The organism is Paraburkholderia sp. A1RI_3L (assembly GCF_048957895.1).
Taxonomy (GTDB): Bacteria; Pseudomonadota; Gammaproteobacteria; order Burkholderiales; family Burkholderiaceae; genus Paraburkholderia; species Paraburkholderia kururiensis.
The window spans coordinates 208,940-229,130 of the sequence record NZ_JARCHA010000010.1; the positions used below are offsets into that span (position 1 = coordinate 208,940).

General features: G+C 63.1%; 18 protein-coding genes. 10 read left to right on the top strand and 8 right to left on the bottom strand.

All coding sequences use genetic code 11. The features are described 5' to 3' along the window. Positions 1 to 192 precede the first annotated feature (192 nt). A complete protein-coding gene (locus tag PXJ20_RS24635; protein ID WP_421031803.1) occupies positions 193 to 1,146 on the bottom strand; it encodes a dihydrodipicolinate synthase family protein in 954 nt (317 codons plus the stop codon). A gap of 575 nt (positions 1,147 to 1,721) precedes the next feature. Between PXJ20_RS24635 and PXJ20_RS24640 the strand changes: the two genes are divergently transcribed. Further along, a complete protein-coding gene (locus PXJ20_RS24640; protein ID WP_413215849.1) occupies positions 1,722 to 2,426 on the top strand; it encodes a helix-turn-helix transcriptional regulator in 705 nt (234 codons plus the stop codon). On the opposite strand, the gene PXJ20_RS24645 is transcribed toward PXJ20_RS24640, so the two are convergent. Beyond that, positions 2,410 to 2,727, bottom strand: a complete 318-nt coding sequence (locus PXJ20_RS24645) for a hypothetical protein (protein ID WP_017774918.1) — start codon at positions 2,725 to 2,727, stop codon at positions 2,410 to 2,412. The two genes, PXJ20_RS24640 and PXJ20_RS24645, sit on opposite strands and share 17 nt — an antisense overlap. A gap of 162 nt (positions 2,728 to 2,889) precedes the next feature. Between PXJ20_RS24645 and PXJ20_RS24650 the strand changes: the two genes are divergently transcribed. Continuing rightward, positions 2,890 to 3,480 (top strand): acyl-homoserine-lactone synthase, encoded by a 591-nt coding sequence (locus PXJ20_RS24650; protein WP_026121461.1) that lies wholly within the window; start codon positions 2,890 to 2,892, stop codon positions 3,478 to 3,480. 63 nt (positions 3,481 to 3,543) lie between these two features. Here the strand turns inward: PXJ20_RS24650 and PXJ20_RS24655 are convergent, their stop codons facing one another. Both PXJ20_RS24655 and PXJ20_RS24660 read right to left on the bottom strand, forming a co-directional pair. After that, a complete protein-coding gene (locus PXJ20_RS24655; protein WP_421032632.1) occupies positions 3,544 to 5,064 on the bottom strand; it encodes an MFS transporter in 1,521 nt (506 codons plus the stop codon). Between the two features lie 227 nt (positions 5,065 to 5,291). Further along, complete coding sequence (locus PXJ20_RS24660) at positions 5,292 to 5,984, bottom strand: FadR/GntR family transcriptional regulator (RefSeq protein ID WP_033351039.1); 693 nt, start codon at positions 5,982 to 5,984, stop codon at positions 5,292 to 5,294. Positions 5,985 to 6,304: 320 nt separating this feature from the next. On the opposite strand from PXJ20_RS24660, the gene PXJ20_RS24665 reads away from it, so the two are divergent. The 3 genes from PXJ20_RS24665 (at position 6,305) to PXJ20_RS24675 (ending at position 9,103) form a co-directional block, all read left to right on the top strand. Beyond that, positions 6,305 to 6,769 carry a universal stress protein gene (locus PXJ20_RS24665; protein ID WP_017774914.1) on the top strand — a complete coding sequence of 155 codons (465 nt, stop codon included), beginning with the start codon at positions 6,305 to 6,307 and terminating at the stop codon, positions 6,767 to 6,769. 99 nt (positions 6,770 to 6,868) lie between these two features. Further along, positions 6,869 to 7,627, top strand: a complete 759-nt coding sequence (gene fnr / locus PXJ20_RS24670; protein ID WP_017774913.1) for a fumarate/nitrate reduction transcriptional regulator Fnr — start codon at positions 6,869 to 6,871, stop codon at positions 7,625 to 7,627. 186 nt (positions 7,628 to 7,813) lie between these two features. Continuing rightward, the gene (locus PXJ20_RS24675; protein ID WP_421031802.1) at positions 7,814 to 9,103 is read left to right on the top strand and encodes an SUMF1/EgtB/PvdO family nonheme iron enzyme; all 1,290 of its coding nucleotides are present in this window, start codon (positions 7,814 to 7,816) and stop codon (positions 9,101 to 9,103) included. A gap of 392 nt (positions 9,104 to 9,495) precedes the next feature. On the opposite strand, the gene PXJ20_RS24680 is transcribed toward PXJ20_RS24675, so the two are convergent. Next, positions 9,496 to 10,431 (bottom strand): LysR family transcriptional regulator, encoded by a 936-nt coding sequence (locus PXJ20_RS24680; protein ID WP_421031801.1) that lies wholly within the window; start codon positions 10,429 to 10,431, stop codon positions 9,496 to 9,498. 184 nt (positions 10,432 to 10,615) lie between these two features. Between PXJ20_RS24680 and PXJ20_RS24685 the strand changes: the two genes are divergently transcribed. The 5 genes from PXJ20_RS24685 (at position 10,616) to PXJ20_RS24705 (ending at position 16,600) form a co-directional block, all read left to right on the top strand. Next, positions 10,616 to 11,788 carry an MFS transporter gene (locus PXJ20_RS24685; RefSeq protein ID WP_421031800.1) on the top strand — a complete coding sequence of 391 codons (1,173 nt, stop codon included), beginning with the start codon at positions 10,616 to 10,618 and terminating at the stop codon, positions 11,786 to 11,788. A gap of 18 nt (positions 11,789 to 11,806) precedes the next feature. Continuing rightward, positions 11,807 to 12,466 (top strand): glutathione S-transferase family protein, encoded by a 660-nt coding sequence (locus PXJ20_RS24690; protein ID WP_421031799.1) that lies wholly within the window; start codon positions 11,807 to 11,809, stop codon positions 12,464 to 12,466. A 27-nt stretch (positions 12,467 to 12,493) separates the two neighbouring features. After that, complete coding sequence (locus PXJ20_RS24695) at positions 12,494 to 13,978, top strand: carotenoid oxygenase family protein (RefSeq protein ID WP_421031798.1); 1,485 nt, start codon at positions 12,494 to 12,496, stop codon at positions 13,976 to 13,978. Positions 13,979 to 14,138: 160 nt separating this feature from the next. After that, positions 14,139 to 15,602 carry an aldehyde dehydrogenase gene (locus tag PXJ20_RS24700; RefSeq protein WP_421031797.1) on the top strand — a complete coding sequence of 488 codons (1,464 nt, stop codon included), beginning with the start codon at positions 14,139 to 14,141 and terminating at the stop codon, positions 15,600 to 15,602. 80 nt (positions 15,603 to 15,682) lie between these two features. After that, a complete protein-coding gene (locus PXJ20_RS24705) occupies positions 15,683 to 16,600 on the top strand; it encodes a SphA family protein (RefSeq protein ID WP_421031796.1) in 918 nt (305 codons plus the stop codon). Between the two features lie 68 nt (positions 16,601 to 16,668). Here PXJ20_RS24705 and PXJ20_RS24710 read toward each other — a convergent pair whose 3' ends face one another. The 3 genes from PXJ20_RS24710 to PXJ20_RS24720 form a co-directional block, all read right to left on the bottom strand. Beyond that, on the bottom strand, positions 16,669 to 17,754 hold the full coding sequence (locus tag PXJ20_RS24710) for a porin (RefSeq protein ID WP_421031795.1): 1,086 nt from the start codon (positions 17,752 to 17,754) through the stop codon (positions 16,669 to 16,671). Between the two features lie 293 nt (positions 17,755 to 18,047). After that, positions 18,048 to 19,109, bottom strand: coding sequence for a Rieske 2Fe-2S domain-containing protein (locus PXJ20_RS24715; RefSeq protein WP_421031794.1), 1,062 nt, complete (start codon positions 19,107 to 19,109; stop codon positions 18,048 to 18,050). Positions 19,110 to 19,201: 92 nt separating this feature from the next. Then, entirely contained in the window at positions 19,202 to 20,149 is a 948-nt protein-coding gene (locus tag PXJ20_RS24720; RefSeq protein ID WP_421031793.1) for a PDR/VanB family oxidoreductase, read from the bottom strand. Positions 20,150 to 20,191: the final 42 nt, after the last annotated feature.

Sequence of the window (20,191 nt, forward strand, 5' to 3'; positions counted from 1 at the left end):
TGTGTGGAAGAGGGTTGTGCCGGTTGGCCATGCGTGGTGACCATCCGGGCAGGACCGGGCGCCGCGGGTGCCGTGCGTCTGCGTCGCAAGCGCTTGCTTACCAGCGCACCCGCCGGCGCGCCGAATCGGTCCATCGGCTCGTACTATGCAGGCCTCGTGTCCATGCGGACACAGCCGGCAGCCGAGCCGTTGTCAGTGAACCCGGGACTGGCCCGGGTGAATCCAGCCCTGCTCCTGCTCGAACGCAAGCAACGCCTGCGCCGCCGCCTGGATATTCGCATGATCCGAGGCCGGCGTCGAACTGAGCAAGGGCAACATGGCGCCCATGTCGGCAATGCCCGAGAACGTGACAGCATCGTGAAGCACGCGGATCAGCGAAATCTCGTCGCGCAGCGTCTCCAGCGGCATGAAGGCATCGTAGATTCCCACAGCCTCCCCCAGCCCGTTTTGCTGCGCGGCACGCAGCAGCGCCATCACGGCGCGCGGCGCGATGCAGCCAGAACCGGTGGTCCACGAAGCAAGACCGAAGTCGCGAACATGCACGAGCGCGGGCCGCTCACCCATGCCCGAAATCACCTTGGCCCGGCTCACGCTCTGCAATAAGCGCCTCAGCCAGGCGTCATCACCTGGATCGTCGCGCACGACCGCGTACTTGACCGCAATCAGTGTGCCCCTGTCGACGAGCCGCGCGAGCGTATCGACGTCCACGTAGTCTTCGCTCTTCACATATAGCGTGAGCGGAATGCCGGCAATGTCCGCAATGCGCGTAAGTCCGGTCTCGACGCCCTCCGGCGTGGTGAACCCGCCAAGCGGCAGCACCATCGCGGTGCGGTACGGCGTCTGCGAGAGAATGCGGGCCTGGTCGAGCATCTTGCCGTAGTCGGGCCCGATGGCCGGAATCACGCGGGTGGTGTCGGCGGTACTGTCTGCGAGCATGTCTAGCAACTCGCGATACTCGCTCACCGGCACGTGGTACAGGTTCGCGTTGCCGCCGTACAGCAGCGTGCGCACGCCGCCCGCCTCGATGTGCCGGATCAGCTCGAGGTTCTGCGCCGCGTCCAGCGTGTAGTCGACGCGACGGGCCAGCGGCGGCACGGCCATCACCGTGGCGGCGAATTCGCTTTCGACGATCGGAGAGACGTTCATGACACCTCGGCCAGCGTGTTCGGGATGCCGCAGTGTGGCACCTCCGCTCGCCAGTTGTCAAACAAGTTTATCCTCGACCAGCGATGCGCGCGGGCCGCTTCGGAATATGGGCGAAACACCGAAGAATATATAAACCCCGCGGGTGATTAACTCCGTGAACGGAATATTGAGCCGCGATCAAAGCAAAATATTCTTTTTAAGGATCTAATCCGCAGGTCGCGTTTTTAAACAGACGTCTCCCGTGCGCAACATTCCGGGATTTCCCGCGAGGGATTTGCGCGTTCAGTGTGGCGGCCCTGTAATAATCACGGGCAAAAATATCTGCAACGCCCATACCAGTTGCGCCGCGGTCCCACGTGGCGGCGCTGTGCCGCGCCATGACCGCTCCGGCACGACCTGTCACGCAAGCGGAGGCAGGTCGGTTACGTCAATACGAGGAACAAAAACGACCCCGCTGAAATTTAGTGATAAATTGTTACAACCGAAGAGGGGGGCGCAACCCTCCCCGCGCCGCCTGCGGCATTGGCCAGCCGCGAATCGAGAGTAATACCGTGCCGCTACATTTCATTGAGCAGATGTCGCCGATACTGGCCGCATCCGACGAGACGCAATGGTTCGACGCCGTTGCCGATCTCGCCGGCTCGTGGGGCTTCAGTCAGGTTCTGCTCGCCATCCTGCCGCGCCCGGGCATGCGCCTCGAGGATGCCTACGTGCGCAGCAACTACGCGTCGTCGTGGCGGCAAGCCTATACAGACCAAGGTTTTGCCTATATCGATCCAACCGTCTCGCACTGCACGACGCATTCGTCGCCGCTCGTATGGTCGCCTGATCTGTTCGCCACGACGCCGCAGAAGTCCATGTACGAAGAAGCGAGCGCGCACGGGCTGCGCGCCGGCGTGACGCTACCCATTCACGGGCCACGTCAGGAAGCCGGCATGCTGTGCTTCGTGAACGATTCGAATCCGAATGACAAGTTCTGGCAGCACATCGACACTGCACTGCCGAACCTCGTATTGATGCGCGACCTCGTGATCGACACGAGTCAACGCCATTTGAGTGCGCATGCACAAACGCTCATTCCCAAGCTCACGCCGCGCGAGCGCGAATGCCTGAAGTGGACTGCGCTCGGCAAATCCACGTGGGAAATCTCGCACATCCTCAATTGCTCCGAGGCCGTGGTGAATTTCCACATGAAAAACATTCGCGCGAAATTCGGTGTCAATTCACGGCGGGCGGCCGCCGTGATCGCCACCCAGCTGGGCCTTATAGATCCGGGCTGATCGAGCCGTCCGAATCACGACGGAACAGCATGCGCTCCGCCCTGCCCAAGTCGCCGTCCGAGATCGTCTTGTTGAAATAAAGCCCCAGCAGAATCGATACCGGCGCGGGAATTTCCGCACCCGATTCAAAGCGGCTTCCACGCGATTGCGTCACGCCAAAGCGCGCCCAGAAACGCCGCTGGCTTTCCTTCTTTCTTTTGCGGTACGCAATGATTTGAACGCGGTCGATCGCCGAGGCGAGCTCGGCCGTCGTCCGTACCTGTCCCGTCGCGGGTTGCCAGTGATTTTCCAGAAGTTCCATGGTGGTCCCTGCCCGTTATGCCTGTTGATTAATTGCTGCCGGACCGATTCTCCGCACTTGCGCGCACGCGCGCACCTATCCAGGTAGGTAGGTAGTTTTTCTACCCAAAATGCATAACTTTCGACACGTATTTAGGCCATCAACACGTGTCGGGAGAACATCATGCAAGCAACAATCCGGATTGGTTTGCGGCAGGAATTCGATAACGAACATATCAACGAGATGTACCGGCTCAGGGCTCGCGTCTTCCGCGACCGCATGGGCTGGGATATCCCCACCATTGCGGGCATGGAGATCGACGGCTACGACGCGCTCGGGCCGCATTACATGCTGATTCAGGAGCCGGCGGGCGAGGTACGCGGATGTTGGCGTCTGATGCCCACCGAAGGGCCGAACATGCTGCGCGACACCTTCCCGCAGCTGCTGGCCGGCAAGGCTGCGCCGACGGGGCGGACCATCTGGGAGCTGAGCCGCTTTGCCATCGAGGCGGGCGGCGACCAGTCTTTCGGTTTCGCCGACGTGACCATGCATGCCATCCACGCCCTTGTGACCTTCGCGGACCGCATGGGCATTACGCGTTACGTCACGGTGACCACGACGCCTATCGAGCGTCTGCTGCGCCGCACCGGCATCGAGCTGGCGCGGCTTGGGCCGCCCATGCGCATCGGCACGGAAAACGCCATCGCACTCGACATCGCGGTGAGTCCGCAAACCCGCGTGGCACTGTTCGGACCGATGGCGGCGGCAGCATGACGGTGGTCTGACAATCGAGACGGGCGGCTGCCGCTGCAAGCAGCCGCCCGTCGTGAAAACCGCTCAGCCGGCTCGCGGAGCGCGCCGAAAGGTGATGTGCGAAATGCGTCGCACGATCAACACGGCCGCAAGCGCCGCGCAGCCGGTCAACACCACGCCGATGTGAATGGACTGCACGAGGATGTGCCTGACGGCCTCCATGAGCGCGGGCCCGTCCAGCCCGGCCGCACGCAGCTGGTTCAGCAGACTGTCGCGCAACCCTTCGTCGATGAGAATGCGCGGATCGGCCAACTCCGGCTGCCAGCGCGCCGCCACCGGCTTGCCGAGCACCTGAAGCGCGTCCTCCACGCCCGAGGCGTAATGCCGGTTCACGATGGTCGCCACGATGCTCGTGCCCAGCATGCCGCCCACCATGCGGGTGGATTGCAGCAGCGCCGTGGTGATGCCGAAACGCTCCTGCCCAGCGATCTCCTGGCCGAAGACGTTGAGATTATTGAGAATGAAGCCGAGGCCGATGCCCACGGCCGACATCGCCACTTCGAGCCACAGGTGCGGCGTGGACCGCGTCGCGAGCGCGAGACCCGCGGAGGCCGCAACAAGCAAGGCAAAGCCGATCGAGAGGATCAGCGTCGGCTTCGGCAGATGAATCACGATGCGCGTGTTGATGAGGCTGCCGATAGCGATACACGCGGCAATCGGCGTGGCGAGCAGACCGGCCTGCTGCGGCGACAGCCCGAAGCCGCCCTGCAACAGGAGCGGCGCGAAGAAGATCAGCGAGAACATCACGAAGCCCGAGAGCGTGGACAGCATGAAGAGCGTCACGATCTGCGCGTCGCGAAAGAGGTCGAGCGGGATGATGGGATGCGTCGCGCGCCGCTCGCAGGCGAGCAGTGCCGCTGCGCCGCCCGCCACCACGGCCGCGAGAATCAGGTTGCCCGTGGTGAAACCGTCCTTCGGCACCGCCTCGATGAACACCTGAAAGCAGCCCAGCACCAGCGCCACCAACACTGCGCCGCCCCAGTCGATGCGCACCTCGCCCGTGCGTTCGCGGCGGTAATACGGCAGATGCGCCCAGATGAAGTAGAACGCGAGCGCGCCCACCGGCAGGTTGACGAAGAACGTGGATCGCCAGCCGAAATGCTCGCTCAGCCATCCGCCGAGCGACGGCCCCGCCGCCGTGCCGATGCCGTACGCCGCCGCCATCACGACCTGCCAGCGCACGCGGGCGCGCGCATCCGGAAACAGGTCGGGAATGGACGCGAAAGCGGTGCCCACCATCATGCCGCCGCCCATGCCTTGCAGCCCGCGGGCGATGGCGAGGAACGGCATGCTCGTGGCAAGGCCGCACAACACCGAGGCCGCCGTGAACACGATCACCGCGGCAAGCACGAAGCGCTTGCGGCCGAAGTAGTCGCCCAGCCGCCCGAACACCGGCACCGTGACGACGGAGGCGAGCAGATAGGCGCTCGCGATCCACGCGTAGTACTCGAAGCCGTGCAGTTCGGCGACGATGGACGGCAGCGCGGTACTCACCACGGTCTGGTCGAGCGCGACCAACATGTTGACGAGACCGATGCCCAGCATGGCGAGCAGCGCGTGGCGAAAAGGCAGGGAGGCGGGAGTGGAGGCAGACGAAGTCACTTCAGGGCGGCGCAAATAGAGCGCGGAAAAGACGCAAAAAAGACGCAAGGGAAAGAACAGGCCGGGGGCGTGAACCGGGAAATCGACCCAATGGACCGGTCCCCGGGCAAGCCCGCGGACCGAACCCTGCGGACAGGCTGGCGCACCGGAAAACCGGCCGCGCCATGCGATCACGAACCGAACATCCGGTCTCGTGCGTTCTCCAGATGGCGACGCATAGCATCGGCCGCGCCCGCCGCGTCGTGACGGCGAATGGCTTCGAGCACCGCGAGATGCTCGGCCTGAACCATGCGCTGACGCTCGATCGTCTTCACCAGCGAAAGGTTGCGCGACAGATTCATGCTGAACACGATCTGTTCTTCGATGAAGGACATTACCGTAATAAAAAACTGGTTTCGAGAAGCGCGGGCCACGGCGAGATGGAACGTGAAGTCGTCTTTCGCGCCGATGCCCTGCGTTTCCACCACGCGCTCGAGGTCGTCCCATGCCTGCTGGATGGCCTCGATGTCTTCGGGCTCCGCCTGCTGGGCCGCAAGCGCTGCGGCGCCAGCCTCGGTGACGACACGGAATTCGTAGCAGCGGCGAATGTCCGAGAGCGTTTCGAGCGGCGCGAAGCGACGCACATCGGGATCGGGCCGGCGCGCAACCGTAGTTCCCGAACCATGCCGCGTGACCACGATGCCGTCCGCGCGCAGCCGCGCCAGCGCCTCGCGCACGGTGGGCCGCGACGTCTCGAAACGCTCCGCGAGGGCGTGCTCGGTGGGCAACCGGTCGCCCTCCTTGTACTCGCCTTCGAGAATACGGTTGAGAATGTCCGTGTAGATCTGTTCCGGCAGACCGGTCGCCTTACGTTCGCTCGCCATGGTCGCTTGCTTGTGATCGTCGCCTGTCGTGGTCACGGGTGGTCGCGGGTCGAAGCAACAGCGGCGTACAGCCGCCAGCTTGTCAAAAATTGGTGTCGATTGTAAGGCAAACCCGGGCGCGATCATGCGCAAAGATGCACCCATGTCGATCGATTTGCTGCCCGAAGCCCGAACGCACGCACCCGAGAGCGACGCCGGCCGCGCGATTCAACTTGGCAAGCGGCGAATTGACATCCTGCTTTCAGGCGTCTTTCGATGCGGCGCGCCGCGCGATCGTTTAAGCTGCCCGGCGTCCTTTCCTGTCAACGTGGAGGTTCCTCATGTACAAACGCATTCTCGTCGCGGTCGATGGCAGCGAAACATCCCGCCGCGCCTTCGACGCCGCGCTCGAACTGGCCCGCTCGACGGGCGCCGAACTGCAGCCGTTCTATGTGATCGAGAACACGCCGCTCTACTTCGAGGCCCCCGGCTACGACCCGTCGATCCTGCGCACGCAGATGATCGAGCAAGGCAAGACGCTCACCGCGGAGCTTGGCGCAGCCATGCGCGCGAAGGGCGTGGCAGGCGAACTGGCGACGGGCGAAGCGTCGTCGCTGGACGACGTGCCCACGCTGATCCTCGCGCGCGCGAAGGCGTTCAACGCCGACCTCGTGGTAATGGGCACGCACGGCCGCCGCGGATTCCGCCGTCTGATTCTCGGCAGCATCGCCGAACACTGCGTGCGCCAGGCAAACCTGCCCGTGCTCCTGATTCCATCCGCCGCGAGCGGCGTGCAGGAGGTGTGACCTCGCGCAAAGGGCCGCGCGGCGGGTGCGCGTCGATTTGTCGCTGATCAACATCGGCGTGCGATGGGAAAATTCTTCAAACGTTCCCAGGAGCAGGCCATGCTGACCCCGACCGCTATTCCGCAAACCACCGTGCGCCGTACCACGCACGTGGCGGCATCCACGCCGTCCCGCACAGCCGCCCGTTGCTCCACCTGCGCGATGCGTCAGCTCTGCATGCCGCAGGGCCTCGCCGCCGACGAAATGCCGAAGCTCGAATCGCTGATCTGCACGGCGCGCGCCGTGCGGCGCGGCGAAGCGGTTTATCGCATCGGCGACCCGTTCGAAAGTCTCTATGCTGTGCGGTCCGGTTCGCTGAAGACCGTCATGGCGCACCGCGGCGGCCGCGAGCAGGTCACCGGCCTGCGCCTCGCAGGCGAGGCGCTCGGCCTCGACGGCATCAGCGAAGACCGTCACGCGTGCAGCGCCATCGCGCTCGAAGACAGCTCCGTTTGCATCATTCCCTACGGCGCGCTCAAGACGATGTGCCGCGAAGTCAGCGCCATGCAGGAACGTCTGCACCGGCTCATGAGCGAGCAGCTGATTCGCGAATCCGCGCAAATGATGGTGCTCGGCTCGCTTTCCGCAGACGAACGCGTGGCCGCGTTCCTGCTCGACATTTCGGAACGCAACGCGCAGCGCGGCTATTCGTCCGCGGAATTCAACCTGCGCATGACGCGCGAAGACATGGGCAGCTATCTCGGCATGACGCTCGAAACCGTGAGCCGCACCCTGTCGAGATTACAAAAGCGCGGCCTGATCGACACGCAAGGCAAGTTCATCCGCATCGTCGACATTGAAGGGCTGCGGCAAATCTAAGCCGCTCCGCACAGGCCGCTCACGTCTCGACGCGGCCGTCCGCCTTGGCTTTCAGGGCCTTTCCGTTCCACACCATCCAGTGCGCCGCGCACCTCGTCACGAGGCCGCGGCGCTGTCGCGTGACGTGGCACGTGTTCTGCGAAGACGGTACAGTTTCACGACCTTCCCTTCAGGAGAGCCGGCGCAATGAACCGCGACGCAGTTGAAATTCACCCGCTCGTCCAACGTCTTCTCGAAGCGCGCCGCGTGAGCGATGCGTTGTTCGCCGCCGTGAAGCGCGACTTTCTCTACGAACGGCCCATCGGCGAACGGCACCGCATCGTGTTCTACATCGGGCACCTGGAAGCGTTCGATCGCAATCTGTTCAGCGAACGCCTGTTCGATCTGCCTTCCTTCGATCCGAAGCTCGATGCGCTGTTCGCGTTCGGCATCGACCCGGTAGATGGCGGCTTGCCTACCGACGTGCCGAGTGACTGGCCCCCGCTCGATGTCGTACTCGATTACGCGCAGCGCGCCCGCGAACAGATCGACGCCCGCCTGCGCGCCTTCGATCTGGGCAGCGGCGCCATCCACACCAGTTCGCCCGCGCAACTGCTGAACGTGGCGATCGAGCACCGGCTGATGCACGTCGAAACGCTCGCGTACATGCTGCATCAGTTGCCGCTGGACCAGAAGCATGCGCCGTCGGATGCGGCGCACGCAGGCAGTAGCGACGGCTCTCACACCCTGTCGCCCTCAATGGTCCATGTGCCTGCGGGCACGGCAATTCTCGGCATGCCGCGCGAAGGCGGCCGGTTCGGCTGGGACAACGAATTCGGCGAAGCGCGTATCGATGTGCCCGCGTTCGAGATCGACCGCTACATGGTTACGAACGGCGAATATCGCGCGTTCGTGGAGGCCGGCGGCTACCGCGAGCGCGCCCTGTGGAACGACAAGGACTGGGCCTGGAAAGAAGCGCAGCAGATCGAACATCCCGTCTTCTGGTCGCAAGCCGGCGACGGTTGGACCCTACGCACCATGTTCGACGAAATCGACCTGCCGCCCGCATGGCCCGCGTATGTGAGTCACGCCGAAGCAAGTGCCTATGCACGATGGCGCGGCAAATCGCTGCCGACGGAAGCGCAATGGCAGCGCGCCGCGCACGGCATCGATCAGCCCACCAGCGGCAACTTCGATTTCCGCAGCTGGGACCCGCAACCGGTGGATGCCTTCCCCGAAAGTCGCAGCGCGTTCGGCGCGGAAGGGTTGCACGGTAACGGCTGGGAATGGACCTCGACGCTGTTCGAACCGCTGCCCGGCTTCGAGCCGTTCCCGTTCTACCTGGGCTATTCGGCGAACTTCTTCGACGGCCAGCACTACGTGCTCAAGGGCGGCTCCGCGCGAACCGCGCGCTGCATGCTGCGGCCCACGTTTCGCAACTGGTTTCAGCCGCGTTATCAGTACGTGTATGCGGGGTTCAGGTGCGTGAGAGCGTGACGAATAAAGCGAAACTTGACGCTAGAAGTCAGCTATCGCTTTAACGCAAGCCTGGTCAGCTATCGGTTGACATCGGTGCCCCAAAAAAATGGGTTGCGGGGTCGCCGAGGGCGCAGACGCGCGTCTACGGCCACGAAACCTCCACTAAAGGCGGTTTCGTACAAGCAGGTACTCGCGATGTTCTGGACTACCCTCGAACAACATCAGCCCGGCACGCTCCACGATGTTGTACGGATTGAAAGAAAGCCCCTCAATTTCGTTATCCCGCCGTATAGCCGGAACACGTTATTGCGGAATAACGCCATCACCGACCAATCGACTTCGGCAGCGCCCTGCAAAAAGTATCGGCCAGCGGATTGCCCTCGCCTGCACGCGCGACCACCGCGCGACCACTACACGCCGGACTGGCCGCGCGGCATCGGCAACGTAGCGGCGAATTCCGCGATTCGCCTCCTCAGCCAGCCATGCGCCGGGTCCTGGTCAAGGTGATGTGGCCAGACCATCGTCTCGACCACGCGCGGCATATCGACAGGCACGTCTCGCACCACGACGGGCAGATGCTGCGCAAAGTGCACGGCCATGCGCCAGTGAAGCGTCGCCACGCGCTGCGTTCCCACTACCAGGTAACCGAGCGTGCTGAAGTTGTCCACCGTCGCTTCGATGCGCCGCTGTTGCCCGTAGCGCGGCAGGAACCAGTCCTCGAACGTCATGCTGCGTGCGTCGCCGAAACGCACGGCTACGTGCCCGAGCCCCACGTAGTCTTCGAACCTCATTGGCTGATCCGCCAACACGTGTCCCGACCAGAGCAGACACGCATGCTCGTCCTCGAATAAAGCCTCCTGCGGAAAAGGCAACGGACGCGCGTATTGCTGCGGCATGACGAGCAGGTCGACCATGGCCTGCTCCATCGCGCTTTCCAGCGAAGCCGGCGGATTGCGGATGTCGAGTACCACGCCCGGCGCTTCAACGGCCAGAGTCTGCATCAGCCCAGCCAGCAGCACAGTCGTGACGTAGTCCGACGCACCCACGCGAAAGCGGCATTGCGCCTGTGCCGGATCGAACCCGGTGCGGTACGCAAGCGTTTCTCTCGCCTGGCGCAGCGTGTCGCGCACCGGCTGGACAAGCGTCTGCGCGAGAGGACTCAGCACGAGCCGGCGTCCCACCGGCATCAGCAGCTCGTCACCGAAGTGATCGCGCAGGCGCCCCAACGCGGCGCTGGCTGCGGATTGCCCCACGTGCATGCGGGCTGCGGCGCGCGTGACATTGCGTTCTTCCAGCAACGCCTCCAGCGCAATGAGCAGATTGAGGTCGAATCGATCGAGGCGCATGAAACACCGTAGGTGGAGTAACGGAGAGCCTCCAAAGGTATCGATAGCGTTGATGCAAATCAACGATAAGAAGTGTTTTTCTTTGTAGCTGCACCTTCCTAACATCTGCTCCTGCACCCATCCGGTCACGGCACCGGACAACAACAAGACCGCCTCCAGACGGCGGTCCACCATGGAGACGCGCATGAGCACCCCCGACACGCCCGCAGGCCGGGCCGTCCTGACCCTGGCCCACGTCATCGGCATGATCGACATGGTGGCCTTGCCGCTGTGGGTTGGCGCCCTGATGCAGCACCATCGCTTCCCTCCGGCTCAGGCGGGTCTTACCGTCACGCTGTTCATGCTCGGCGCGCTGGTTGCCAGCGTCATCAGCGCGCGCCTCTTCAACCGCCTTGCGCATCGCCTCGCGACGAGTTGCGGCTTTGGTCTCGCGGCTGCGAGCTTCGCGCTGGCAAGCTACTGGCCGATGGCGCCGGAAAGCTTCGCGGCCGTTGCGCTCTGTCACGCCAGCGCAGGCTTCGGCGTGGGGACGGCCCTGTCGTTCACGCACGGGTGTATCGGGCGCAGCGCCAATCCTCATCGCATGTTCGGTCTCGTGAACGCGGCCATGGGGCTCTTCGCCCTGCTGTTCCTCGGCATCATGCCGGGCTGGATCGCAAAGGGAGGGTCCACCTTCCTCTTCGAAATCTTTGCGGCCCTGATGGCTTTCGTGGCACTGGTGTCGTTCGTCGCGTTTCCGAAAGTGCCTCGTGCCGACACGGCAACTGCGCACGAATCGTCCGCGCAGGTACCGGCCGCTGCGCGGCTGCTGATCGGCGTGGTGATCTGCCTGACGCTCACCCAGGCCATGGTGTTCAGCTTCATGGAGCGCATCGGCATCGCCCACGGCTTTGGCACAGAGAAGGTTCACGGCGTGCTGATCGTGATGGGACTCGTCAACCTGCTGCCGGGATTGCTCGCGGCCTGGTGGCAACGGCGCGTCTCGTCGGTAGCGGTGGGCGCGGCCGGGCCCATGGTGCAGGCCGCGCTCGCCCTCACGCTGTCGAACAGCGCCACGTTCTGGCCTTACGCCGTCGCGTCGTCGCTGTTCGTGTCGGTCGTGATCTTCACGCACACGTTCCTCTTCGGCCTCATGAACCGGCTGGACAGCACGGGCCGCGCTGCCGCGGCCACCCCGGCGATGACGATGGCGGGCTCCTGCATCGGTCCTGCACTCGGCGGTGTCGTGGTGCAGACCGCCAGCTACGCCGGTCTTGGCGCGGTGGCATGCGCCATGGCGCTGCTGGCCGCCGTGCTGATGTCGCAAGTGCGTAGCCAGATGCGCCATCGCGCAACGCTCGCGGGCGCGCAAGCCTGAACGACAAGGAGACGACGAATGCTCACGCTCTACGGCGCGATGGCCTCGCGCGCTCATCGCTCGATCTGGATGCTCAAGGAACTGGACGTTGCCTTTCGGCACGAGCCGGTCGACTTCCTCGACGGCAGCACCCACACGCCGGAATTCCTCGCCATCAATCCCAACGGCCGCGTGCCGGTGCTGCGCGACGACGACTTCGTGATCTATGAATCGATGGCGATCAATCTGTACCTCGCCCGCCGCTACGGCGACGACGTGGGACCCAAAGACTGGCGCGAAGACGCGCTCGCCACGCAGTGGAGCTTCTGGGTCGTGACGGAGGTGGAAAAGCCGCTGTTGCTCGCCAGTGTCAACCGCGCACTGTTCGCCCCCGAAGGACGCCGCGAAGCAGAGGCCGCGATCGCGCTGCGCAAGCTGGCACGCCCATGGACCGTGCTCGACCAGCACTTGAGCCGGCAACCCTGGCTACTGGGCGAGCGCTTCACCGTAGCCGATCTCAACGTGGCAACGGTCATGGACCTCGCCCCTCAATGCGCGATCTCGCTCGCCCCGTGGCCCCGGCTACAGGACTGGCACCAACGCTGTCTCGCGCGCCCGGCCGCGTCGGACTGGCGCGACGTCAGCTTCAGCGTGCCGCGCCCCGCCGACGCGCTCGGCATGCTCGCGATGTTCGTCTGATTTACCCATCACCACAGAGAGCCATTCATGGATTCCACTGCGCTTCCCCCCGGTCTGCAGTTTCCGGACGATATCGTGTTCCGCGGTTACGCCGCCCCTGTGCGCATCGAAGCCGACGTGCACGATCTGGAAGTCATCGGCCAGATTCCGGCCGCCCTGAACGGAGCGTACTTCCGCAACAGCGCCGACCACTGCTATCCGCCGCTGCACGGCAAGGACATCTTTCTCAATGGCGACGGCATGGTGCACTGCGTGCGCTTCGAGAACGGGCACGCGGATCTGAAGACGCGCTACGTGCGCACGGAAAAATTCCAGCGGGAACGACAGGCCCGGCGCGCGTTGTTCGGCGCCTATCGCAACTCGTTTACCGATTCGCCGGAAGTGGCTGGCTGCGACAACAACACGGCCAACACCTCGGTGCTCTGGCATCACGGCAAGCTCTACGCGTTGAAGGAGTCGGGCCGTCCTTACGAACTCGATCCCGAGACGCTCGAAACGCTCGGCGAACGCGACTTCAACGGCGCACTCAAGAGCCGCACCTTCACGGCGCACCCCAAGCTGGACCCCGAGACAGGCGAGTGCATCGCGTTCGGCTACAACACAGAAGGCGTACCGGACCCGTGGATCGAGATTTACACGATCGCCCCCGAAGGCACGTTGGCCCGCACCGAACGCTTCAAGGCGCCCTATTGCTCGATGGTTCACGACATGCTCGTGTCGCGCCACTACATCGCTTTCGTCATCTGCCCGATGACGAGCGAACTCGCGCGCATCCAGCGCGGCGAGCCGTACTGGCACTGGGACAACACCCGCACCACCTGGGTCGCCGTAATCCCGCGCCGCGAAGGCGTCGGCAAGATCCGCTGGTTCAGGAGCGCGCGGCCGGTTTTTCAGACGCACACGTTCAACGCATGGGAAGAGGACGGTCCGCACGGCACGCGGCTTCATCTCGAACATTTCATTACGGAGTCCGGATGGCTCAGCCAGTTTCCGGATCTGCACGACCCGTCGGCAGAGGAAAAGCCGCCGTTCGGAGAGCGCTGGACGCTGGAACTCAGCCTCCCGCACGACGGCTTCGAAGTGAAGCGGTTCATCGAGCATGTAGGCGAAATGCCGGCCATCGACCCTCGCTACGCCATGAAACGCACGCGGCATTACTGGTTCGGAACCTCCAACACAGACCTGGGACCGATGCTGCAGTGGGGTCCCAAAGGACCGCCGTTCACGTGTCTCGCGCACCTCGACGAAGCGGCCGGCAAGCTCGACTTCTGGTATGCCGGCGCGGACTCGTCCCCCGAAGAGCCCCATTTCGTGCCGCGCAGTGCCGACGCTGCCGAAGGCGACGGGTGGCTGCTCAGCATGGTGGGACGCCGCGCGGAAAACCGGACCGACCTCGTGATTCTGGATGCGCTGCGCTTGAGTGCCGGCCCCGTCGCCGTCGTGAAATTCCCGTGCCGCGTGCACGAAGGATTCCACGGCCAATGGGTGAGCGCTAAAGCGCTCGCCCGATAAACACCGCAGACGGCCCCGAGGCCGTTCATCGGCCTCGCGATCATTCCGCGCTCCTCTGGACCGCGCAGCCTCGCCTGCGCGTGGCTACACGCACGCCTTTTTCTCGCGTGCACCGAGGGGCGCTCATGTCCTCTCCACCCACACCGAAACTATCAAACACATGCCCACGAGAGTTCAATTGATCATCGGCGGCGAGAAGCGGCCCGCACGCAACAGCGCGACCTTCGAGCGCTGCAATCCGCTGGACGGCGCCGTGGCGACGGTGGCCGCCGCGGCGACGCCCGAAGACGCCATGAGCGCCGTGCAATGCGCCGCCGACGCCTTTCCCGCGTGGTCGGCATCCAGTCCAGGCGAGCGCCGCGCCCTGCTGCTCGCCGCGGCCGCCGTGCTGCGCGCGCGAGCCCCCGCATTCGCCACGGCCATGGCCGGGGAAACCGGCGCGACTGCGCTGTGGGCCTCCTTCAACGTGCAGCTGGCCGCCGACATGTTGCAGGAGGCGGCCGCCCTCACTACCCGCATCGAAGGGCAACTCATCCCTTCGAACCTGCCCGGCAATCTCGCTCTCGCCGTTCGCCAGCCGGCGGGCGTGGTGCTCGGCATAGCCCCATGGAACGCGCCCGTCATTCTCGGCGTGCGGGCAATCGCCGTGCCGCTCGCCTGCGGGAACACCGTCGTGCTCAAGGCAAGCGAGCTGTGTCCTGCAACGCACAGCCTGATTGTCGAAGCACTGGAGGATGCCGGGCTGCCGGCCGGCGTGGTGAACTTCGTGACGAACGCCCCGGACGACGCAGCGGCCGTCGTGGAAGCAATGATCGGCCACCCTGCCGTGCGTCGCGTCAACTTCACCGGCTCCACGCGCGTCGGCCGCCTCATTGCGCTCACCTGCGCCCGTTACCTGAAGCCGGCTGTACTGGAGTTGGGCGGCAAGGCGCCGGTCCTCGTGCTGGACGATGCCGACCTCGACGATGCCGTGGCCGCGGTCGCCTTCGGTGCGTTCGCCAATTCCGGCCAGATCTGCATGTCCACAGAACGCATCGTCGTGGACGACGCCATCGCAGACGACTTCGTCGCCCGCCTGGCTGCGAAAGCCGCGTCGTTGCCGTCGGGCGACCCGCGCGATACACGTAACGGCGCGGTCGTGCTGGGCTCCGTCGTAGACATGACCACGGTCCATCGCTGCAACGCACTGATCGACGATGCGCTGGCCAAGGGCGCAACGCTCGTTTGCGGCGGCAAGGCCGACACGGTGCTCATGCCGGCCACGCTGCTCGATCGCGTCACGCCTGCGATGAAGATCTACCACGAAGAGACTTTTGCGCCGGTCAAGGCAATCGTGCACGTAGCGGGCGAAGAAGCCGCGATCGCATGCGCGAACGACACAGCGTTCGGCTTGTCGTCGGCCGTGTTCACGCGCGACGTCGCGCGCGGCTGGCGCGTGGCCCAGCGCATCCAGACGGGCATCTGCCACATCAACGGCGCGTCGGTGCACGACGAAGCCCAGATGCCGTTCGGTGGCGTCAAAGAATCCGGCTGGGGCCGCTTCGGCGGTCAGGCCGGCATCGACGCTTTCACCGATCTGCGTTGGCTCACGCTACAGACCGCACCGCGCCACTACCCCTTCTGAAGTCGCTTCACCTCCCGGACGCGTGTTCACTCACGACACCGCCCGGGCCATTACATCAACAAGACTGTCGAGGAGACGACATGAATACGAGAACGATCGCCGCCGTCGCGGCGGGCACCATCGCGGCCGCAGGTTTCGCGGGCAAGGCACACGCTTTCGAGGGCAACGTCGCGCCTTATCCGGCCGGCGCGGCGGGCACCAACATCGGCTCGATGCCGCCCATACCGGGCATCTTCGCGCTCGAGCAATTCAACTACAGCTTTGCAAACGGGCTCTACGGAAACGACGGCAAGAAGCTGCCGGTTCCGTTTCATTCGTCGGCGTTCTCGGAAACGACGCGCGTGCTCGTCGCCTATCCGGTGACCGTGCTGGGCGCGAACGTGTACTCGCAGCTCGTCGTGCCGGTGGTATGGCTGCACACCGACGTGGCCGGCAACAAGTCGACACAGAACGGCCTGTCCAACATCACCGTTTCGCCGGTGATCCTGAAATGGGACGTCACGCCCAATTTCGCGATTTCGCCCGGCCTCGACTTCGCCTTCGAAACGGGCTCCTACAGCCCGACGAAGACGAGCGTGGCCGAGGGATACCTGTCGATACAGCCCGTGCTGTCGATCCGCTACAACGTGCCGAACGGCATCGACGTCGGTCTGTCCAGCCGCCTCATGCTCAACCAGAAAAACGGCGACACCGGTTACCGATCGGGCACGGGCTATGCCGGCGAGTTTCAGGCGGGATGGAACTTCGGCAAGTGGAAGCTGGGGGTGGTGGGCGCCTACGTGAACCAGTTCGGCGACGACGAGCTCAACGGCGTGACGGTCGCCTCGGGCGGCAACCGGTACCGAAGTTTTGCCGTCGGCCCGTCCATCGCATACGACGGCCGCTGGTACAACATCAGCATGAATTACCAGCAAGGCGTGTATGCGGCCAATACGTCGAAAAGCAGCAACGTCTGGCTGAATCTCGCCTTCCCGCTCTGGGCGCCGCATCCTCAATGACGGCGTCTACGGCTGCGCATTGAAAAAGGCCGCTTCATGGGGAAGCGGCCATGAAACGCCCGGGTCTTTCAAAACTTATGGCTCATGCCGATCAATCCGGCTACGACGTTGCGGCCCGGCGCACCCACGGAAACACCCGCGCCAGCCGAATCGTTGACGGTGAACGAAGCCGCACTGCCATTCACAACCGCTGCCACCCCGGCATACACGGCCGTTCGCTTCGAGAGCGGATAGTCATACCGAACGCCATACGACGTTGCATTCCCCGCGCTATTGGCCAGATTCTTATATTGTCCGAAGCTGAACATCAAGCCACTCAGTTTGATCGGCACGACCAGGCTGACTTCGTAGAAATTGTTGTTGACGTTGGCGTAGTTGGCCGCCGAACCCAGAGCAGAACCCCCGCGATGCGTTTCGAACAGGACGGCTGCCTGCACCAGCCCGAAATCGTATTTCGCCGCAAAGAGGGCGTAGTTTCCAGTCTGCGTCTGCGACGCCGCCGTTGGTGTGGTGGCCGTGCTATAGACCTGTGTCATGAAATCAACGTCCGCCGAGAAATTCTTTAGCGAGTAGCTGATTCCCACAGCCATGGTGTTGCCGAACGTTCGAGGGAGATTTGTTGCCCCATTGCTTCCGAGCGCATACGCTGCTCTCAGCGTGAAACCTGCCATTGCGGGTGAAACGTAGCGAACAGAATTGTTGGTTCTCAGCGTGGCGGGCAGAACGAAATTGTTTGCAGCGTTACCCCACGCCAAAGTATCGATTCCCCCCAGAGAATAGGTAACTAACGTGGTATGAAATGGCGTGTAGTTGACGCCAAACTGTATCTGGCCGAGATTGTTCTTGATGCCGATCCATGCCTCCCGGCCGAACAACGCGCCGTTCTGAAGAGACGTGCCGTTGTCGACGTTAAACCCGTTTTCGAGCTTGAATATCAGGGCCGTCCCGCCGCCCAACTCTTCCCGACCTGTCAAGCCCCAACGGGTGGGATACACCGGACTGCTTTCGAGCCTCGTTGTCGATTTCCCACTGACGCTGGCGTACTCGACACCCGTATCGATGATTCCGTACAGGGTTACGCTTCCCTGCGCGTGAGCGATACATGGCACGCCGATCACCATGGCCACGATTCCCGCCATACCGCAATTTTTCATGTTGTCTCCATTTATATATTTATTTCGTTGTACTAGTTAAATAACAAACACCTCGCCCACGGGCATCGCCCTGCCGACGCAATTTCGCCGCCGCGGCAGGGTATCGGAACGATCGCTCCTTTCACCGTTCAGAACGAAGCGACGGACTTTGCGCGCAATACGGGCTCCTGGCCCGTTGCAGTTCCAGACGGCTCTCGCCTGGCTTAACAGGAACCGCATGGCCGCGCAATCAAGCCGTCTTCCGACCCGGCGCGACTACAACAACAACGGTAATCGCTCGTTCTGCTGCGACCTTAAACGGCAGTCTTCTCCCCCGCCGTGATCGACAACCGTTCTTCATCGGCGATCAACTTGTCCACTATCCGTCGCATTCTGACCGACGCCGCATCGACCGAGAGCAGCACCGGTTTTGCGTCGGAAAAGGAGCGGCTTCCGAGTCGACGCTGTTGAGCCTCCAGGACGACCTTGTCCTGCTGCTCGAAAACGAACCGACGAGTCTCCGCGACCTCTGCCTGCACCTCCGGTTCGTCCGCCGTTGGCGTTCGCACAATGCCATACGCGTAATGCGTGCGGCACGCGGTTTCCGGAGTCAGCAGATGCACGGCCCGAAATTCGAACGCGTCCGCACGATCGCAACCCGGCGTTGCGAAACCATGGGTAAGAATGAGGCAACCGGGCGCGTCCCAGCGAATATCGTTCCACATATCGACCCGTTTACCATCGCGCTTGAACAGAAGATCATGCAGACGCGCGACAGGCACATCTGGCATCCATCTTCCGGTTCGCACGGTATTGCCGGTCTGGTCCACAGTGATCTTCGCGCTGCTATGCTCCGGCAGGCCAAGGATGCCGTCATGCAGGAAATTCGCGTGACTCAGGTCCAGCAGGTTGTCTGCGATCAGCAGATAGTTGGCCTCGATGACCATGCTGTCTCGCCCGCGCGACATTCCATCGTCCGCGTCATCCATGAGACTGAAATCGGGAATCGTCGTGAGATCCGGCGTCTGCTCGCCCATCCAGATCCAGATAATCGTGTGCTTCTCCTGAACGGCATACGTTCTTGTGCACAGCCCGGTCGGGATTTTCCCCTCGCCATGCGGATTGCGAACGCAATGGCCGGAAGAGTCGAACTCAAGCCCGTGGTACACGCATTGAACCCTTCCGTTCTCGAGCATCCTGCCAAGAGACAACGGCACGTATCGGTGCGGGCACACGTCCGACATCGCAGCGAGCGACCCGTCAGGCTTGCGGGCGAACAGCACGGGCTCATTGATGATGGTTCGGCCGACCATTGAACCCGGTTCAAGGTCCTTTGCCCACATCGCCGGGTACCACGTGTTTTTCAGAAATTTCATATCCCACTCTCCGAATTCAATCGCTTTACGGTTGACGGCCAGAAAGGACTACCTGCCCTCTTCGCTAACGAGATTGGCGCCCTGTCGACGCATCACAGATCCAGTATCAGAAGGTCGCTCTTCGAGCGGGAACAACACGGCAGAATCCGATCGTTTGCCTCGCGCTCGTCATCAGTGAGGTACATGTCACGATGATCGGGATGACCGGCAATCAGGCGCGTAAGGCATGTACCGCAAATGCCTTGCTCGCATGAAGTCGGAATATCGATACCCTCGGCGGCAAGCGCCTCAACGATGCTTTGCTCCGGCAAGACGGGAACGACCTTTCCCGTGCTTGCGATTTTTACGTTGAAAGCAGTTGACGGCCCGGAGCCGGATTCAGTCGACGTGAAGTACTCTCGATGTATGTTCGCGTGGTCCCAGCCCGCTGCTTGCGCTTCCTGTATGACTTTTTCTATGAATCCGCCGGGTCCGCAGACGTACAGATGTGTCTTCGGGCCAGGCTTGTCGACCACGCGCCGGATGTCAAGGCGAACCCTTTCGGGGGCGTCGTCGTGATACACACAAACACGTGAAGACAGGTCCTCTGCACTCATTCGATCGCGGAACGCCGTTCGCTCAGCATCTCGCGTCGCGTAGTGCATTTCGAAAGAGGCTCCACTACGGAGAAGGCTCTCTGCCATGGAGAGAATTGGCGTTACGCCAATACCACCGGCCATGAGTACCGAATGCGAGGCTTCGTGGGCCAGAGGGAAGTGATTTTTTGGCTCGCTAATCTCGAGGACATCTCCCTCATTAAGGCGATGTATCGCCTTCGACCCGCCCCGCGAGTTCGGATCGAGCAGTACACCGAGTCGATAGCGATTTCTCTCTTCTGGCGAATTACAGAGGGAATACTGCCGAATCATGCCGGCACCAACGTGGACATCGATATGTGCCCCCGCCGAGAACGATGGAAGTTCGTTGCCCGCCGGATCGGCAAGTTCAAGCACACAGATATCTTTGGCGTCGAACCGCTTCGACACTACTTTGACTTTCATTGAATTTTCCAATTCGATATGCCTGTCCAACCAACGCGACAC

Excerpts from the sequence above, each read along its gene's own strand:
- PXJ20_RS24635 (WP_421031803.1), bottom strand. The coding sequence starts at position 1,146 with ATGAACGTCTCTCCGATCGTCGAAAGCGAATTCGCCGCCACGGTGATG.
- PXJ20_RS24640 (WP_413215849.1), top strand. The coding sequence starts at position 1,722 with ATGTCGCCGATACTGGCCGCATCCGACGAGACGCAATGGTTCGACGCC.
- PXJ20_RS24645 (WP_017774918.1), bottom strand. The coding sequence starts at position 2,727 with ATGGAACTTCTGGAAAATCACTGGCAACCCGCGACGGGACAGGTACGG.
- PXJ20_RS24650 (WP_026121461.1), top strand. The coding sequence starts at position 2,890 with ATGCAAGCAACAATCCGGATTGGTTTGCGGCAGGAATTCGATAACGAA.
- PXJ20_RS24655 (WP_421032632.1), bottom strand. The coding sequence starts at position 5,064 with ATGCTGGGCATCGGTCTCGTCAACATGTTGGTCGCGCTCGACCAGACC.
- PXJ20_RS24660 (WP_033351039.1), bottom strand. The coding sequence starts at position 5,984 with ATGGCGAGCGAACGTAAGGCGACCGGTCTGCCGGAACAGATCTACACG.
- PXJ20_RS24665 (WP_017774914.1), top strand. The coding sequence starts at position 6,305 with ATGTACAAACGCATTCTCGTCGCGGTCGATGGCAGCGAAACATCCCGC.
- fnr (WP_017774913.1), top strand. The coding sequence starts at position 6,869 with ATGCTGACCCCGACCGCTATTCCGCAAACCACCGTGCGCCGTACCACG.
- PXJ20_RS24675 (WP_421031802.1), top strand. The coding sequence starts at position 7,814 with ATGAACCGCGACGCAGTTGAAATTCACCCGCTCGTCCAACGTCTTCTC.
- PXJ20_RS24680 (WP_421031801.1), bottom strand. The coding sequence starts at position 10,431 with ATGCGCCTCGATCGATTCGACCTCAATCTGCTCATTGCGCTGGAGGCG.
- PXJ20_RS24685 (WP_421031800.1), top strand. The coding sequence starts at position 10,616 with ATGAGCACCCCCGACACGCCCGCAGGCCGGGCCGTCCTGACCCTGGCC.
- PXJ20_RS24690 (WP_421031799.1), top strand. The coding sequence starts at position 11,807 with ATGCTCACGCTCTACGGCGCGATGGCCTCGCGCGCTCATCGCTCGATC.
- PXJ20_RS24695 (WP_421031798.1), top strand. The coding sequence starts at position 12,494 with ATGGATTCCACTGCGCTTCCCCCCGGTCTGCAGTTTCCGGACGATATC.
- PXJ20_RS24700 (WP_421031797.1), top strand. The coding sequence starts at position 14,139 with ATGCCCACGAGAGTTCAATTGATCATCGGCGGCGAGAAGCGGCCCGCA.
- PXJ20_RS24705 (WP_421031796.1), top strand. The coding sequence starts at position 15,683 with ATGAATACGAGAACGATCGCCGCCGTCGCGGCGGGCACCATCGCGGCC.
- PXJ20_RS24710 (WP_421031795.1), bottom strand. The coding sequence starts at position 17,754 with ATGAAAAATTGCGGTATGGCGGGAATCGTGGCCATGGTGATCGGCGTG.
- PXJ20_RS24715 (WP_421031794.1), bottom strand. The coding sequence starts at position 19,109 with ATGAAATTTCTGAAAAACACGTGGTACCCGGCGATGTGGGCAAAGGAC.
- PXJ20_RS24720 (WP_421031793.1), bottom strand. The coding sequence starts at position 20,149 with ATGAAAGTCAAAGTAGTGTCGAAGCGGTTCGACGCCAAAGATATCTGT.